We start from the raw sequence: 16,260 nt of genomic DNA, 5'->3' as shown, positions 1-16,260 counted from the left end.
CTTCCTTTCCTCAGTAATCCGAATACAGCTGCACCGGCGTCGGCGTGACGAGGCCGGTGCGCGGCGCGCGCGCATCGAACGCGTAGCGCAGGTACACGAGCGCCGAGCTCGGCGCGTAGTCGTGCGAACGATCGATGTGCAACTGCGCGCCGACGCTCAGGTGCGGGTTCATGCGGTACTCGACGATGCCGTTCACGCCGTACGAGAACGTCACGCCGCGCGTCGAGCTGCCCGCATAGACGAAGCCGGCGGCCTCCTGTGCGGCCCGCTGGTCCGCGAACGTCGGGAAATACAGCGAATCCTTCTCGTAGCTGTTCGAGATCCCGCCCGTGACGGTCAGATCCCACGACAGCGCGTCACGCCGCCCCGCCCATTCGATCGGCACGCCGAGCGACAGGTAGCGCTGCGGGCTGTAGTAGCCGCCCTGCCCGTACGTGTAGTAGCGCAGGTTCTCCGCGTAGTGCCACGCATTGCCGACGAGCCCCGTGCTGACCTTCATCGTCGCGCGCTCGTACACGGGCACCGTGAAGCCCGTGCGCAGCGTGACTTCCGAGTTGCGCTCGACGTTGCGGCCGGACAGCACGCCCGCGCCGAGTTCCGCGAACAGGTTCGCGCGGCCGACGTCGACCGACGTGCGCAGGTTCACGCCGTCGCGACGCACGCCGCCCCAGACCGCGCCCGTCCACGGGTCGCGCATCCCCGCGTACGACAGCACGCTGCTCGTTTCCGGCCGCCGCGACGCGTTCACGGTGAAGCTCGCGGGGCCCGCGTCGAAGCGGTAGCGCACGCCGCCGACGAGGTAATGCACGGGGAAGCCGAGCGGCGACGTGCCGAGATCGAAGCGCCATGCATCCGAGCGATAGCCGGCGCCCAGTGCGACGCCCGTCGTCTGCTGGTGCAGCGAGCCCGGCGGATGCGCAATCAGCGAATCGACCGGCTGATTCAAGCCGAACGGGGCAAGCAGCGCACTCAGCGTCTTGAGCGCCGGGTAGGTCCCGAACGTATTCAGCGCATACGCATTCGGGTTGCGCGTATCGAGCGTGCCGGGGTCCAGATGCACGGTGTCGAGTTGCAGGAACGCATGCCCGTCGTAACGGACCGGCATCTGCATGTAGATCGGCACCTGCTGCGCGCGGTACGCGGAGATCCCCTCGTCGCCGGACTTGTACGCGGGCAGCCAGCCGAGTTCGATTTCCGGGTTGCGGCGCTGCTCGAGATCGGCGAACGCCGCCTGCGCGGGCGTGCGGCCGTCGCGGCGCGGCGTTATGCCCGCCTCGCGCTCCTGCGACAGCGACAGCCGGTACAGCGACGCCGCGTCGTCGTAGCGGCCCTGCGCCTCGGCGACGCGCCCGGCCGCGACCGTCACGTCCGGCCGCGCCGGGTAGACCGCCTGCAGCCTGCCGGTGACCTGCGCGGCATCGTCGGCGCGGCGCAGCGCGGTCAGGCGACGCACCGCCGACAGTTGCGTGTCGACGTCGTCGGCCGGCGTGCGCGCGAGCACGGCCTGCACGCGCGCGAGCGCGGCGGCGCGATCGCCGCTGTCCTCGTCGATCCGCGCGAGCGCGAGCTGCGCGTCCGCGTCGTCCGGCGTGCGCGCGACGAGCGGCGCGAGCGCATCGCGTGCCGCGCCAAAATGGCCCTGCGCGCGCTCGAGATCGGCCACTTCGAGCGCGTAGCGCTGGTCGGCCTTGCCGGCCGGGCTCGCGCCGTCGAGCAGCCGGCGCGCCGTCCGGTAATCCTGCTGCGCGATCGCGTCGTCGGCTTCGCGCAGGATCCGCCGCAGCGACTGGTCCTCGAGCCGCGCGGTCTGCGCGGCCGTCAGCGATGGCTCGTGGCGGATCGCATCGAGCCACGCGACGAGTTCGGTGTTGCGGCCCGCGCTGCCGAGCAGGTCGCCGTAGCGCAGCCGCACGTCGGCATCGGCGTCGCGCGGATGCGTGGCGATCCAGTCCGACAGCGGCGCCAGGCCGCGCGCGGGCTCGCCCGCGTCGATCCATTGCGCGCCGACCGCAGCCAGCGTGTCGGGATCGTCGGGGGCGGCCGCCTGCGCATGCGCAAGCGCCGCCTCGAACGCCGCCCGGTCGCCGCGCCCGAGCGCGCCGCGTGCATCGGCGAGCGCGCTTTCGGCATCGAGCTTGCGGGCGAGCGCGCGCATCCCGTCCGTGCGCCGGGCCGCATCGATGGGCGCGAGCGCGGCTTGCGCGCCCGCGACGTCGTCGATCGAGTTGCGGTACAGCGCGGTTGAGTAGTGCATTTCGGGCGTGTCGGCCTGTGCGAGGCCGTCGTCCATCACGGTGCGGCCCATTTGCGGCAGCCCCATGTCGCGATACAGGCGCGCGAGCGCGAAGCGGGTCCACGGCGCGTCGGGCGCTGCGCGCACTGCGGCCTCGTAGCGCTGCGCGGCCGGCCCGCGTTCGCCGCGATCGGCGAGCGCGCGCGCCTGCTGCGCGAGCAGGTCGGCGCGCAGGCCATCGAGCGCGCGCCGGTCGCCACCGCCCGCGACCCGCTGCTGCAACGCGTCGAGCAGCGGGCCAACCTGGTCCGCGCGACCGGTGTTCTCGTAGAGCGTCACGGTGCCGCGCACCGCGGAGAGGTCAGGTGTGCGGGCAGCCAGCAGCCCGCGCAACAGCGGCTCCGCATGCTGCCAGTCGCGCTGCGCGAGCAGCGCGTCGGCAAGCTGCAGCTTCGCGTCCGCGCTGTCCGGCTGCATCGCGAGCGCGGCGCGCGCCGCGCGCTCGGCATCCTGCGGGCACCCCGCGGCCGCCGCCGCGCGGCCCTGCGCGAGCGTGCCCCAGAACCGCGCGGTGCGCGCGAGGCCGTCCCACTTGCCGCGGTTGTCGGGCGCGAGCGCCGCCGCGCGGACGAACAGCGCCCGCGCGTCGTCGTGCCGCCCTTCGCGCAGCCGCAGCAGGCCGAGCCCGCCGACCGCGTCGGCGTCGCTCGAGCGCGCGCGTGCCGCCTGGTTCAGCAGCGCGTCGGCCGCCGCGAGATCGCCGCGCGCGAGCGCCTGCAGGCCGCGCTGCTGCGCGATGTAGTTCGGATCGCGCTCGAGCCGCAATTGCGCATCGCGCTTCTGCTCCATCGCCGCGACCTTGTCGCGGAACTCGGTGTCGTCCGGCACGAGCGCGAGGTACGCACGCATCGCGTCGACGTACAAGGGATCGGTATCCGCCGACTGCAGCACGCGTCGCCAGACTTCCATCGCCGCCGTGTGATCGATGTCCGTGCGCCGCGCGAGCGCCCACGCGATCCGGTTCGCTTCCGGGCGCGTGTCGCTGCGCTGGTTCAGCAGCCGCACGAGCGCGACGCCCGCGTCGCCATCGTCCGGATTGGCCGCGACCGCGCGGCGCAGCGCCGCGATCGCCGGCTCGCGTCCGCCCGGTGCATTCGCGACGATCTGGTAGTACTCGGCGCCGAGCGCGCCCGACGGCGCGCCGTCCGGAAACAGCGCGACGATCCGCCGGGCCGCGTCGTCGGACCGGCCACTGCGCGCGAGCAGGCGGATCTGCGCCATCTCCTCGCGGCCGCTCGTCGCGACCCGGTATTCGTCGTCGACGCGCCGCGTGTCGGGCGCGCCGGGCGCCTGCGCCCTCAGGCGCGCGAGCGCGGCCTGCGCGCCCTTCGCATCGCCGACGCGCAACAGTACGCGCACCTGCTCGGCCAGCAGCGCGGGATCGCCGGGCGCGATCAGCAGGCCCTTGCGGAGCGCGTCGCGCGCGAGGTCGTCGCGGTGCTTGATTCCCCACATGCGCGCAGTCGCGAGCAGACGCTGCGCATCGGCCTGGCCGGATGTGGCGGTCGTGGCAGGCAGACGGGCGGCGGGCGCGGGTGCCGCCGGCTTCTGCGCGGACGCAGGCGTCGCCGCGCAGACCGACGACGCGAGCCATGCGAGCCCGGCCATCTGCGGCGCGCTGCGCATCAGCGGGCGGCGCATGACTGCCCCCGCCAGCGCACGTCGAGCGTGCCGTCCGCAGCGAACCGGTAGCGCCCGTCGCGCCAGCCAAGGCCGAACAGCGTCAGCACGCTCGTGTAGTAGCCGGGCGGCGTCTGGCGCGCGAGCGTGTCGACGCGCGCCGCCTGCGCATCCGCGAGCGCGCGCTGGCCGCGGGCGTCGAGGAACGGCACGGCCGCCGCCGAAAACCCGCCGTTGCCGTCGTTCGGCCCGACGGTGCCCGTCGTCGTGTCGACCTTCTCCGGCGGCGCGCCGTGCGCGGCGATGTGGTCGGCGAACGGCGCAAAGCGCGCGAGCAACGGCGCGGCGAGCGGATCGGCCGGATCGAGCGTGCCGGCCCACAGGTACACGCGGATCGCGTTATACGCGCTTTCCGCGTGCGTCGACGGATCGGGCGCGAACCCCGTGCCCGCGCGGAACAGCGCCCAGTCGGGTGAGAAGCCCTTCGGCGCGGTGTCGAGCAGCACGCGCCCGGTGCTCGCCGCGAGCGCCGCCCAGCGGCGATCGTCCGGCAGCCGCGCGCCGAGCCCGCGAATCACCTGCGGTGGCGAATAGCTCGGGTTGATGCGCCACAGGTCGGGCGCAAGCCGGAAGCCGATCGGCCCCGGCAGCAGCGTGACGCCGAGCCCCGGCACCGTGGCCGTCTCGTCGTCGAGCACGCGCTTCGCGAGCAGCGCGCCGCGCGCCGTGTAACTGCGCTCGCGCCACAGGCGGCCCGCCTCGACGAGCGCATACGCGATCCACAGATCGGCATCCGACGCGGCGTTCGTATCGAGCACCCGCCACGCGCCGTCCGCCGCGCGGCCCCAAAGCCACGCGGGCAGGTGCGCGCTCAGGTCGCCCTGCGCGAGGTTGTTCTCGGTCCACGCGAGCAGCCGGTCGAACGCAGGCCGGTCGTTCGCGACGAGCGCGAAGAAGAGTCCGTATGCCTGCCCCTCCGACACCGTGCGCGAATCGGCCGAGCCGACGTCGATCACGCGGCCGTCGGCCGACACGAATTCGCGCTTGAACGCATCCCAGCGCGGCCATGCGGCCGTGCAGCCCGCGCCTGCGCCTGCGCTCGTGCCTGCACCTGCGCCCGCGTCACGCGGCCCCACAGTGCTCGCGCTACCCGCCGCGAGCGCCGCCACCGACGCCACCGACGCCACCAGCGTCAGCGCGAGCGCGATGCCCGCGCGGCGCGCCGGCCCGTTCAACCGTCGCCCTGCCCTTGCCTGCGTCATCCGTCACATCCCCCGTCGCCGTGCGGCAATCCTTTGCAGCACGCTGAACGCGCCGAGCGCGAGCAGCAGCCCGGCGACGACGCCGACCACGCCAAGCACGAACGGATGCCGCGCCGCGTGCGTCCAGAGCCGCGCGTACCACGGCACGAAGCCGACCACGTACGGTTCGCCGATGCGCATGCTGTCGACCGTGCCCGGCCGCACCAGCGCGAGGTCGCCCTGCAGTTGCGACACGAGGCCGGCGTTCTCGAACACGTCGAGCAGGTCGTTCAGGTGCGGCGCGTCGGTTGCCGTCAGCGCGACCACGCTGCGGCCGCGGCTGCCCGGCAGCTCGAAGCCGAGCAAGGCCGCGAGCGAGCCGGCCTGCTCGATGTGCGCGCCGCCCTCGGCCATCCCGACACCGTTGCGCCAGCGCTCCTTCACCGTGAACGCGACGCGCTTGCCGCCCGCGCCGCCCTCCTCGCCGAGCGACAGCGGCAGCGCCGCGCGCCAGCGCTCGAGCAGCGGAAACGATCGCGCGCCGTCGATCACGAGCAGGTCCTTGGCCGACAGCGCGGCGACGTCGCCGGGCCGCGCGACCTGCACGCGCAGTGCCGGAAAGCCGGTCCATGCGCCCATATGACCGAGCATCGTCAGGTAGGCCTCGAGCTCCTGCGGCGACGGCCGGTCCGCGATCACGACCGCCGTCTGCGACAGGTCCGCGAAGCGCGTGAACGGGAAGCCGCTGTTCGCGAAATACGCGAGGTTCGGCAACTGCGCGTAATGGACGAAATGCGAGAAGTCGATCGTCGAATCGGGGTCGATCGCCGCGCGCTGCGGTTCGGTCGCGGTGCTCGAGCAGAGCCCCGTCTTCTGCGAATCGAGCGTGAAGCGGAATTGCAGCTGGTTGCCGCTGCCGACGCGAAACGCCGGAATGTCGACGTCGCTCGTCACGCGGCCTTCGGGCACCGACAGCATCGGCAGCTGCATGCGGCCGTGCGCGTCCTCGGCGTGGGCCGGCCCGAGCCGGTACGACTTCACGAGCTGCTCGTTGATCTCGACCGCGAGCGTCGAATTGTCCTGCACGATCGGCGCCGTGTAGCGGTAGCGCAGCGTGATCGGCACGCCCGCGCCGTTCCACGAATGCAGGTCGGCCGGCACGCGCAGGTTGAGCCGGATCGCGTCCGGCGACGTGCCGCGCACTTCGAGCTCGCGCGGATCCGCCACCAGCTCGCGGAACGGGATCGGCCGGTCGACCGGCAGCCAGCGCGGTGCGTCGTACGGCTTGCGCGGCGCGCCGAGGTCGACGTGCGCGACCGTCGCCGACGGGCCGGACAGCGCCGCGCGGCCGAGCACCAGCGTCGCGATCGCATCGTCGACTTCCGCCGCGGTGCGGCCGGTGACGACGAGCAGCTTCCGGTCGGGCGCGGCCGGGTTGTCCGCGACCGCGAGCAGCGGGCCGTTCACGGACGGCAGCGCGAGGCCCGGCGGCAGTGTTGCGGCGGTGCCGACCAGCACCGCGTTGTCGTTCGGCAGCGTCGACGACACCGGAAAGCGCGCGTGCCGGTAGTCGGCGAGCGCGCCGAACCACGATGCGAGCACGCCCGCACTCCTCAGCGTCGCCGTGTCGGGCGCCGCGGGCAGCACGAACGGCAGCAGCACGCGCCCGTTGTCGCGGCGGTCGAAGAACGGCGCGGGCAGCAGCGCGAGATCGTTCGGCAGGCGCACCGGCGTCTCGTCGAGGATCAGCTCGCTCGTCGGGCTCACGTCCGCCCACAGCGCCGAGTTCATCGGATCCTCACAATGATCGAGCGTGTAGTGCGCAATGAGGCGCAGCCCGATCTGGTTGAAGTCGGAGAAAAAGCGAGGATCGATCGGAATGTCCTGCGTGACCGTGCGGCCCGCGCGCGGCGGGTCGAACGGTACGGTCGCGACCACTTCGCCGTTGACCGACACTTTCAGGTGCGACATCGGGAACACGAGCGACGGCGAATACGCATAGGTCAGCCGCAGCCGCGCGCCGGTCACCACACGGTCGAGCCGCACGCCGGCGTTGATCGTGCGCATGTCGTCGGCGCCGCGCAGCCGCAGCGGATCGAATGCGCCGAGCTTCGCGAACGGCATGCGCACGGTCGCGGCGGGTCCGCTCGCGGCCGGCGCGCTGGCGGGCGCCACTGACGCCTCAGACGCTGCGGCAGCGGCCGGCGCCGAACCGGGCACCGGCGCGGTGGCGGGCGCCGTCGGCGTGGCGGCCGGCAGGCACGCCGCATAGAGCGTGCCGGCCACCGCCGCGATCGAGACGAAAAACGACACGGCCGGCTTCATGCGCGGCCCCGCTTCGCCAGGTTGACGACGATATCGGCGGCCACGCACGCAGCGCAGCCGGGCAGGCGAATGCACATCCCCATGCTTCCCCTTGTATTCAGATTTTGATGGTCTTGCTCGAAACAGCGCGATCGGACATGGCGGCGCCCCCGCGACGCTGCACGCATGCCAGGCAGCGGCATACGCGCGAATCCGATGATTCGTCACACTATCTCAAAAATGGATGAAAACGCATCCTTATTCGAAACTGTCAGGCAAAAAATTCGCAAAAGTGGTCAGAAATGCTGCGTTGCGCGCGCTGGAGGTACGAATTGCGCCGTTGTCACTGATATATCCCCGGACGGCACAATGACGGACGGCTTCCTGCTGGCGCCGCAATGACCGGCGCGACCGGCGCCGGCCCGACAGACCGATCGTCGGCGGCGACCCGTTGCGGGCCGCCGGGCGCGCGTCCGCTTGGGCGGCGCGTATGCTACCGCATTCCGGCGCCGTCCTTCCGCCTTTTTCGAACGGAACAATTGACTTGAATCAATTCGTGCGTCGACGAATGTCTAGAACCCCGACATCGCGATCGCGGCGCCGACGGCGAGCCACTGCGCAATCGCGATCAGCAGCGCGCTCCGGCACAGCCTGACTGCGCCGCGCACGCGCGCGTCGAGCGCGCGCCCCGCCTTCGCGTCGTCGATCCAGCCGAGGTCGGCGAGCGCACGGTCGAGCGCGGCCAGCGCATCGCCGGCGCTGTCCGGCGCGGCCGACACGGCCGACGCGCGCGCCAGCGCCGCGAACAGCCGCCGGTCGATCGCGATTCGCACCGCGCACCACAACGCCGCGATGCCCGCTACCGTGCTGACGGTCGCGAGCAGCACACGCGCGAGCGGCGCTGCCGCCCACCCCGCCGCGACCCAGGCGCCGGCCAGCGCCGCGGCGAACGCCACCGCGCTCGCCCACGCGCCCGCATCGAGCGCGCCGCGGGCCGCGGCAATCCGGAATGGAGCCGACGGATCGCGCATCACGCGTCCCCTGCCGCCGTCCGTCGGTCGATCCAGTCCTGCAGCACCGCGACGCCCGCATCCGACCACACCGCGCGCGGCCGAACCGCGCGCACTGCTGCGAGCGCGTCGCGCGCATCGTGCAGGCCACGCCGCACCGCGAGCCACGCGGCCGCGCACAGCACGCTGCGGCCATAGCCGAGCGCGCAGCAGACGAGCACGTCGCGGCCCTCGCCGTGCAGCCGTTCGAGCGCGTCGACCGCCTGCTGCAGCTGCCGCGCGGTCGGCACGACCAGATCGAGCTGCGGCACCGCCGCATACGCGAGCGCCTTGTCGGCCGCGGCCCAGCGCGGCATTTCGGCGGTCAGGTCGACGACGCCGGTGAAACCGTGCCGCCGCAGCTCGCGCGTGGTCGGCGTGCGGCCGATCGACACGCGCTCGTCGATCCGCGCGGGCGCCGGATGGCGAACGTCCACGCGCGCGAATTGACGAACGCGCCGGCGATCGTCGGCGCGAGCAGCCACTGGATGAACGGCGGGAAGCGGCCGTCGGCGCCCTTCTGGAACGCGGCGGGCGCGCCGCGCCAGTAGGCCCACGCGACGCACGCGAGCGCCAGCGCGGCCCACCCCACGGCGAGCGCCCAGCCGGCCGCGCGCGGAATGCATACGAGCGCGAGCAGCGCCACGGCGGCCGCGCCAAGCGCATAGCGGCGCGCGAGCGCGCGGCTCGTTGCGGACGGTGCCGCGTCCGCGCCAGGAAGCCGGCCCGCCGCGTCGCGCAGCGGAAACAGGAACAACGCGAGGCAGCCGACTGCCGCGCCGGTCGGCACGTCGATTGCGTGATGCTGGTAGGTAGTCAGCACCGACACGCCGATCGCCGCGAACCACAGATGCAGCGCGGCGCGCGCGAGCGGGCCGCGCAGATGCTTCGCATAGACGGCCCACAGCACGACGAGCAAGCCGATATGCAGCGACGGCGCCTGGTTGAACGGCTTGTCGAAGCCCATCAGCAGCGTGAACAGCGCGCCGGCCACGCCGCCCGCGTCGGGCCGCTCGAAGCCGAAGCGCAGCGGCCACGCGATGAAGCACGCAACCGAGATCAGCTGCACCGTCAACAGGCGCTTCACGTGATCGAGCAGGTCGACGCGACGCGTCCAGAAGAAGAACGACAGCGCGTACAGCAGGTCGATCGACCAGTACGGCACGATCGTCCACGGCACGAACGGGATCGCGCGCTCCCAACCGAACGCGAAGGTCGGCACCGACGGCCGCCGCGCGGCGAGCCAGTTCGCGAACCCGTAGGTCGAGAAGAACACCGCACCCATCACCGCGAGCCAGCCGAAGCGCAGCGCGAACGACGCATCGCGCGCGCCGGCCGCCGCTTGTGCGGACAGGCCACGCGCACCGCCGCCGAACTCGCTCATTGCGCGTCGACCCGCTGCGCGAGGCTGACCGAGAAGATGCCCATCTCGTCGATCCGCTGTTCGAGCTTGCGGAACCCTGCGCGCGCGACGAGCTCGTCCATCTCGGCCTGCGAGCGGCGCCGCATCACCCAGGTCGCGTCGCCGCGGTGGTTGTTCAGCGCGCGCGCGATGAACTCGATCTGCGGATGCCACGGCTGCCCCGTATAGACGAGATAGCCGCCCGGCGGCACCGCCTGCGCGAGCCCGCGCAGCGAGCGCTCGATCAGCGCGTTCTCGCCGAACAGCTCGTAGAGGCCCGATACGATCGCGAGCGTCGGACGCGGCTCGAGCGTCGCGAGCGACGCCTCGTCGAACGCGTCGCCGCGCTCGAAGCGCGCGATCGGCTCGAGGCCGCGCTGCGCGATCAGCACGCGCCCCGCTTCGACGTTCGGCGGGCTGTAGTCGCGCAGCGTGATGCAGTCGGGCACGGCGCCGTCGCGCTCGGCCACCGACGCGATCGCGTCGAGCACGTAGCGGCCGTGCCCGGCCGCGATGTCGACGATCCGCACCGGCGCGCGGGCGCCGCGCAGCCGCGCGATCGCCGTGCCGATCAGCTCCTGCAGGTGCACCTTGCGCTGGCGGATGCCGACCCAGCCCGGCGAATCCAGATAAGTGCGGTCGATCAGCCGGCCGACGCCCATGCGCCCCTGCGCGCGGTTGCGGTACACGTAGTCGAGCGTCGAGCCCGAATCGAAGCCGAGCCGCAGCCCGAGCGCGATCCCGTCGGACAGCGCGCCGCCCGCCTTCAGCCCTGCCCGCGTAATCGCCCAGTACACGCGCGCGAGCGGATTCGGGGGCGGCTGCAACAGCGCCGCGTATTCGTCGTGGAATGCGCCGCGCCGGTCGGCATCGGCGAGCGACACGCGCGGGCCCGGCGCATCGAATTCACGCAGCACGAACGCACGCAGCGGCGCGAGCGCCTGCGCGCGGTCGCGCTCGCCGAGCGTGTCGTGATAGAAGCCCGGCAGCACGATGCGCTCCTTGCGCGCCGCGCCGAGGCGCTCGTAGAAGCGGTCCTGCGGGCCGCGATGGACGACCCAGTCGGCGCCGGAGATCAGCAGTTGCGTCGGCACGGTGATCGCAGCGGCGTCCGCGACGATCCGCTGCGCGGTGTCGTGCAGGTCGAGCAGCATGTTGACCGCGATCGGCCGCGTGATCAGCGGATCGGCCGCATAGCTCGCGATGCGCTCGGGGTCGTGCGTGAGGAATTTCGGCTTCACGTAGCTGTTCACGTAGAACAGCCCGCGCAGCTTGTGCATCAGCCGCAGGCCGGGCCGCGCGAACGGCACGTACAGCTTGATGTGGAACGCCGGCGACGCGACGACGAGACAGCGGATCGGCGGCGCGTAATCGTGCGCCCAAGTTGCCGCGAGCACCGCGCCGACGCTCTGGCCGACGACCGCCATGTCCTCGATCGCGATCCCGTGCGTGTCGCGGATGTGCTCGACGAAGGTCTGCAGGTCGCGCACCGACGCGGCTGCGCTCGGGCTGTAGCCGCGCGCGCCGGGCGAGCGGCCGTGGCCGCGCGCATCCCATGCGAAGAAAGCGAATTCGGGCAGGTCGAGCTCGTCGACGAGGTGCGCGACGCGCGCCGAATGCTCGTGGCCACGGTGCAGCAGCACGATCGCGCCGCGGCAGCGCGTGCCCGTTGCGGGCCAGTGGCGATAGAACAGCGTCTCGCCGTCGTGCGTGATGAAGTCCGCCTCGCGGGCGATGCGTGCGTTCATGCGTTTTTCTCTCGTTTCGTTATTCGAATCATTTCGGCGCCGCCCTCCGGCGCCTTGCGGGTCAACCTCCCGCTTCACCAGCCTGCTTCACCAGCCTGCTTCACCCGCCCGCTTCACCCGCCCGCTTCGCGGATGCCGGCCTGCACGCGGCGTGCGACGGTCACCATCGACAGCACGATCAGCAGCCGCCACAGCCACGCGGCGACGCCGCCCACCGACAGCCCGAGGCCGATCCACAGCGCGAACGCGCCGAGCGCGAGCGCGCGGTCGCTCTTGCCGAACGGGCCGTCGTAGCGCCGGCTCGCGCCGACGAGCGGGCCGATCAGCCCCGTGCATTCGACGATCACCGCAAGCAGTGCGAACAGCCACACGTCGGCCTGCGTAAACGCCGATACGGCAAGAAACGGCAGCACGAGCGCGACGTCCGACACGACATCGCCGAGCTCGTTCAGGTACGCGCCGAGCGTGCTCTTCTGCCCGTGCTCGCGCGCGAGCATCCCGTCGATCGCGTTGAGCGCCATCCGCGCGAACAGCCACAGCGGGATCAGCAGGAACAGCGCGCGCGCAAATACGCCGAGTCCGGCAAGCGCGCCGACGACGATCGAGCCGCCGGCCGCGAACAGCGTGACCTGGTTCGCGGTGACGCCGCGTGCGGCGAGCGAATTGGCGAGCGGCCGCAGGCGATTCTGGAATTTCGGTTTGAGTGCGTAAAGGCTCATGGGGCTCATTGGGCTCATCGTTTTATTCGCACGAATTGCGGGTCCGTTTCCGCCGCATTTGCCTCGCCGGACGAACGGCACTTCATTGTGCGGTCGTAATCGTCGCCGAGCCGGGTGCACGCGTCAAGCATGCGCGTCACGCCCGCCGGACGGGCGGCGCCCGGCAATCTGGCGTTTTTCCCGGAAACTCGCGATAATCCGCTGGCCCGAATGCAACCGGCAATCGTTTCGAAACGCATTCGCGCGCTCGTGCAATAGCGGTTAATTCCCGCCGGTTATCCCGAAACCGGCTGATTATCGCGGACCTGCGACAGGCATTCACGAATTTGAAAAAATGTAACCATGGGCCGTCCGACGCGCAACGTTCCGCGTCGGCATACCGGGATTCCGCCCGCCGCACACGTGCGGCACGGCGGGCATGCGAACAGGAGGCACGCCACCGATGAACATCCTGCATGTGTGGCAGCGCGATTTCCTGCTGACGATCGTGCGGCTCGTCGCGGGCGCGTATCCGGTCTGGCATCAGGCGCCGCCGTCCCCGACGCAGAAGATCTACTTCTCGAACCATACGAGCCACATCGACACGCTCGCAATCCTCGCCGCGCTGCCGCGCCACGTGCGCGCGGTCGTGCGGCCCGTCGCCGCGCGCGATTACTGGGACAGCAGCGACATGAAGCGCCACATCGCGCAGAAGCTGCTGAACGTCGTACTGATCGACCGCCACCGCGAATCGGGCGGTGACCCACTCGATCCCGTGCGCGATGCGCTCAAGGAAGGCCATTCGATCATCATCTTCCCCGAAGGCACGCGCGGCGCGGATGCATTGCCGCAGCCGTTCAAGAGCGGACTGTTCCATCTCGCGAACGAGTTCCCGAACGTCGCGCTCGCGCCCGTGTATCTCGAGAACCTGCAGCGCATCATGCCGAAGGGCGCGATCTGGCCGGTGCCGCTGATCTGCAAGGTGCACTTCGGCGCGAACGAGGCGCGCGGCGAGCAGGAGGACAAGGCATCGTTCCTCGCCCGCATGCGCGACGCGATCGTCGCGCTCGCGCCGCACCGCCCCGCGGGCTGAGCACGGCGCTTCCCTCCTTCATCCGGACAACGACATGCGAACACTTTTCTGGGAACTGGTCGCGGGCGTCACGGGCGTGCTGACCGTCGCGACCGTGATCGGCGCGATCCTCGGCGCGCGCAGCGGCGGCACGAGCGCGACGATCGTCAACCTGAACCAGCGCATCCGCGCGTGGTGGGCGATGATCGCAGTGATGGCGATCGCGATCGGCCTCGGCAACAACGTCACCTATCTCGTGTTCGCGGTGCTGTCGTACCTGACGCTGCGCGAGTTCATCACGCTCACGCCGACCACCGCGAGCGACCACACGACGCTGTTCATCGCGTTCTTCGTCGCGATTCCGGTGCAGTACCTGCTGCTCGGGATCAACTGGTACGGGATGTACTCGATCTTCGTGCCCGTTCACCTGTTCTTCGCGATGTCGCTCGTGTCCGCGCTGACGCAGGACACGCGCGAGTTCCTGAGCCGCAACGCGAAGATCAACTGGGCGCTGATGGTCTGCGTGTACGGGCTGAGCCACGCACCCGCGGTGCTGATTCTCGACATTCCGCACTACACGGGGCAGAACGCGCTGCTGCTGTTCTTCTTCCTCGTCGTCGTGCAGATCAGCGACGTGCTGCAGTACGTGGTCGGCAAGCTGTTCGGACGCCGCAAGATCGCGCCGCGCCTGTCGCCGTCGAAGACGATCGAGGGCTTCGTCGGCGGCGGCCTGCTCGCGACGCTGTGCGGCGCGGCGCTGTATCGCGTGACGCCGTTCAGCTTCGGCGCGGCGTTCGGCATCTCGCTCGCGATCGTGATCGCGGGCTTCGTCGGCGGGCTCGTGCTGTCGGCCGTCAAGCGCTCGCTCGGCACGAAGGACTGGGGCTCGATGATCGCGGGCCACGGCGGGATGCTCGATCGTGTCGATTCGATCTGCTTCGCGGCGCCGGTGTTCTTCCACCTCGTCCGCTATCTGTACGTGTGATGCGCGGGCGGCGCATGCCGCCTGTCAAGTTGGGGGCCCGTCAGCGGTGTTGTTGTACTGGCGCTGGGAGTCATCGACTTCTCCACCTCGGAATCGCGATAGCTTATCAGGATGGAGTGACAGATCAACGGGCGGGCGGCGGGCAGCGACCGCGCAGCACACGCCACCACGCGCGTGATCGCGCGATGCACAGTCCTGCAGGTGGCACAACGCCAAAAAGGGACGGCACGCGGGCGCGCCGCCCCGTCACCGCGCCGTCATGGCGACGGCAGCGCCGTTCACGGAAATGCCGGTATGGTCGGGTCGTGCCCTTCGACGTCCGCTTCCGGATGGTGCTTCTTGATCAGCGCCTCGATTTCGTCGACGCGATCGGTCTTCACGTCCACCATCATCAGCAGTTCGCCCTTCTCGACCGCGTTTTCGAATCGTTTGAGCCGCGTATTCGGCACGTTGACGCCGATCATCGTCGCGGTCCACGCGCCGAATGCGGCGCTGATCAGCGTGATCAGCACGACAGCGCCCGCCGCGATCTTGAGCCCCTCGGGATGGAACACCAGCGCCGCGAGCCCGATCACCATTCCCGTGAACCAGCCCACCGCGGTGCCACGCGCGAGCGCCGGCAGCAGGTCGCTGCGCTGCGCGAGCGTCGCTTGCGGAAGACTTTCGGTCTGCACGCCCGGCGCCGCCAGCACGTGGACGTGCCGCCATTCGACTCGTCGAAGCAATAATTCGTCGATGATGCGCGTCGCGCTCTTCGCATTGGGCAACAACACGTAGATTCGCCGCATTTCCCGCCCCTCCTTCCGGCACCCGCCCGCGTCCGCGACGGAGGTGTCGCGGCGCGCGCGCCAGATCATGTACAGCCTTTGGTCAATCCTTTCATATTAGTCGCTATCCCGGCAGTCGCTATCCCCGGCAACAGACGGCCGTCGCACGCTGCCGGACGCGGCCGGCCTCGCCATTCAGACCGGCCGGCTCATCGAGTCGCTCGACCAGCCGGGCTTCTGGCTCGCGCTGATCCGGCAGATCGACGCGTACGTGCCGGTCGACAGCTGGACCCGTTCTACATCGCGAACCGCGAAGCGCCGCAAAGCGGCCTGTTCCGGCTGTCCGACGTTGCGCCCGAATGCTTCCGCGATACCGACTACTACACGCGCTACTTCACGCACAACGTCGTCGAAGACGAAGTCCAGTACAACGCGCGGCTCGACGACACGCGCACGCTGTGCCTGTCGCTCGGCAGCAAGCAGCGCTTCAGCCCCGAGCAGGTCGCGCTGCTCGACCTGATGCGGCCGTGGGTGTCCGCGCTGATGCGCCAGCGCCTCGGGTTCGAACGCGAACCGGCCGAGCCCGCGCCGGCTCGCGCGGCCGGCGCCCGGGGCCGCTTCGAACTGGCGATGGCGCGGCTCGGCACGCCGCTCACCGCGCGCGAGCTCGACGTCGTCCGGCTGATTCTCAGCGGCCGCTCGAACAAGGAAGTGGCCGGCAAGCTTGCGATCTCCGCCGAAACGGTCAAGGTGCATCGTCGGAACATCTACGGAAAACTGAGCATCAACTCGCAGTCGGAGCTGTTCTCGCTGTTCCTGAAAGCACAGATCGACGCCTGACGCGCGGCGCAGACCGCACGCATGAATCGCGCCGCACCGGCGTCAGTCGACAGATCAATACCCCCGATGGGTTAACGCATCGGCGGGATGGGATTTCGAGCGGTTCGGCGCATACTAGTACAACATCCCTCAAATAAGTTTAATAATTATCGGGCTGTAAATATGGCTGCAGGAGCGTGACGATCACATCGGCCATTTCGTCGAGTGAACCCATGCCCGGCAGCGGCTCCCAACGCCCACT

At 70.7% G+C, this 16,260-nt stretch carries 11 protein-coding genes and 1 pseudogene; 3 read left to right on the top strand and 9 right to left on the bottom strand.

What is annotated here, in order from left to right; translation table 11 throughout:
• Window positions 1-10: 10 nt before the first annotated feature.
• From DID96_RS34280 to DID96_RS34245, 8 genes and pseudogenes are all read right to left on the bottom strand, one after another.
• A complete protein-coding gene (locus DID96_RS34280; RefSeq protein ID WP_124603624.1) occupies window positions 11-3,934 on the bottom strand; it encodes a cellulose synthase subunit BcsC-related outer membrane protein in 3,924 nt (1,307 codons plus the stop codon).
• Window positions 3,919-5,175 (bottom strand): cellulose synthase complex periplasmic endoglucanase BcsZ, encoded by a 1,257-nt coding sequence (bcsZ, locus tag DID96_RS34275; RefSeq protein ID WP_124603623.1) that lies wholly within the window; start codon window positions 5,173-5,175, stop codon window positions 3,919-3,921. The genes DID96_RS34280 and bcsZ overlap by 16 nt, the downstream gene beginning before the upstream one ends.
• Before the next feature lie 3 nt (window positions 5,176-5,178).
• Window positions 5,179-7,479, bottom strand: a complete 2,301-nt coding sequence (gene bcsB / locus DID96_RS34270; protein ID WP_124603622.1) for a cellulose biosynthesis cyclic di-GMP-binding regulatory protein BcsB — start codon at window positions 7,477-7,479, stop codon at window positions 5,179-5,181.
• A gap of 551 nt (window positions 7,480-8,030) precedes the next feature.
• Window positions 8,031-8,489, bottom strand: a complete 459-nt coding sequence (locus DID96_RS34265) for a hypothetical protein (protein ID WP_124603621.1) — start codon at window positions 8,487-8,489, stop codon at window positions 8,031-8,033.
• Window positions 8,489-9,891, bottom strand: a pseudogene (locus DID96_RS34260) (phosphatase PAP2/dual specificity phosphatase family protein). Before DID96_RS34260 ends, DID96_RS34265 begins: the two are co-directional and overlap by 1 nt.
• Window positions 9,888-11,657 (bottom strand): bifunctional alpha/beta hydrolase/class I SAM-dependent methyltransferase, encoded by a 1,770-nt coding sequence (locus DID96_RS34255; RefSeq protein WP_124603620.1) that lies wholly within the window; start codon window positions 11,655-11,657, stop codon window positions 9,888-9,890. The pseudogene DID96_RS34260 and the gene DID96_RS34255 overlap by 4 nt, the downstream one beginning before the upstream one ends.
• 113 nt (window positions 11,658-11,770) lie before the next feature.
• Window positions 11,771-12,376 (bottom strand): CDP-alcohol phosphatidyltransferase family protein, encoded by a 606-nt coding sequence (locus DID96_RS34250; RefSeq protein ID WP_124603619.1) that lies wholly within the window; start codon window positions 12,374-12,376, stop codon window positions 11,771-11,773.
• Between the two features lie 14 nt (window positions 12,377-12,390).
• Window positions 12,391-12,615, bottom strand: a complete 225-nt coding sequence (locus DID96_RS34245) for a hypothetical protein (protein WP_124603618.1) — start codon at window positions 12,613-12,615, stop codon at window positions 12,391-12,393.
• 203 nt (window positions 12,616-12,818) lie between these two features.
• On the opposite strand from DID96_RS34245, the gene DID96_RS34240 reads away from it, so the two are divergent.
• Window positions 12,819-13,448, top strand: coding sequence for a 1-acyl-sn-glycerol-3-phosphate acyltransferase (locus tag DID96_RS34240; protein WP_124603617.1), 630 nt, complete (start codon window positions 12,819-12,821; stop codon window positions 13,446-13,448).
• Window positions 13,449-13,482: 34 nt separating this feature from the next.
• Window positions 13,483-14,412, top strand: a complete 930-nt coding sequence (locus DID96_RS34235; protein ID WP_124603616.1) for a phosphatidate cytidylyltransferase — start codon at window positions 13,483-13,485, stop codon at window positions 14,410-14,412.
• A gap of 278 nt (window positions 14,413-14,690) precedes the next feature.
• Here the strand turns inward: DID96_RS34235 and DID96_RS34230 are convergent, their stop codons facing one another.
• Window positions 14,691-15,200: a DUF1269 domain-containing protein gene (locus tag DID96_RS34230; RefSeq protein ID WP_124603615.1), complete on the bottom strand. Its 510-nt coding sequence runs from the start codon at window positions 15,198-15,200 to the stop codon at window positions 14,691-14,693.
• 78 nt (window positions 15,201-15,278) lie between these two features.
• On the opposite strand from DID96_RS34230, the gene DID96_RS34225 reads away from it, so the two are divergent.
• A complete protein-coding gene (locus DID96_RS34225) occupies window positions 15,279-16,019 on the top strand; it encodes a helix-turn-helix transcriptional regulator (RefSeq protein WP_260464123.1) in 741 nt (246 codons plus the stop codon).
• Window positions 16,020-16,260: the final 241 nt, after the last annotated feature.

Source organism: Burkholderia sp. Bp8963 (assembly GCF_003854275.1).
GTDB lineage: Bacteria > Pseudomonadota > Gammaproteobacteria > Burkholderiales > Burkholderiaceae > Burkholderia.
Note: the sequence above shows the minus strand (reverse complement) of the source record. Positions and strands in the feature narration are given on the sequence as shown.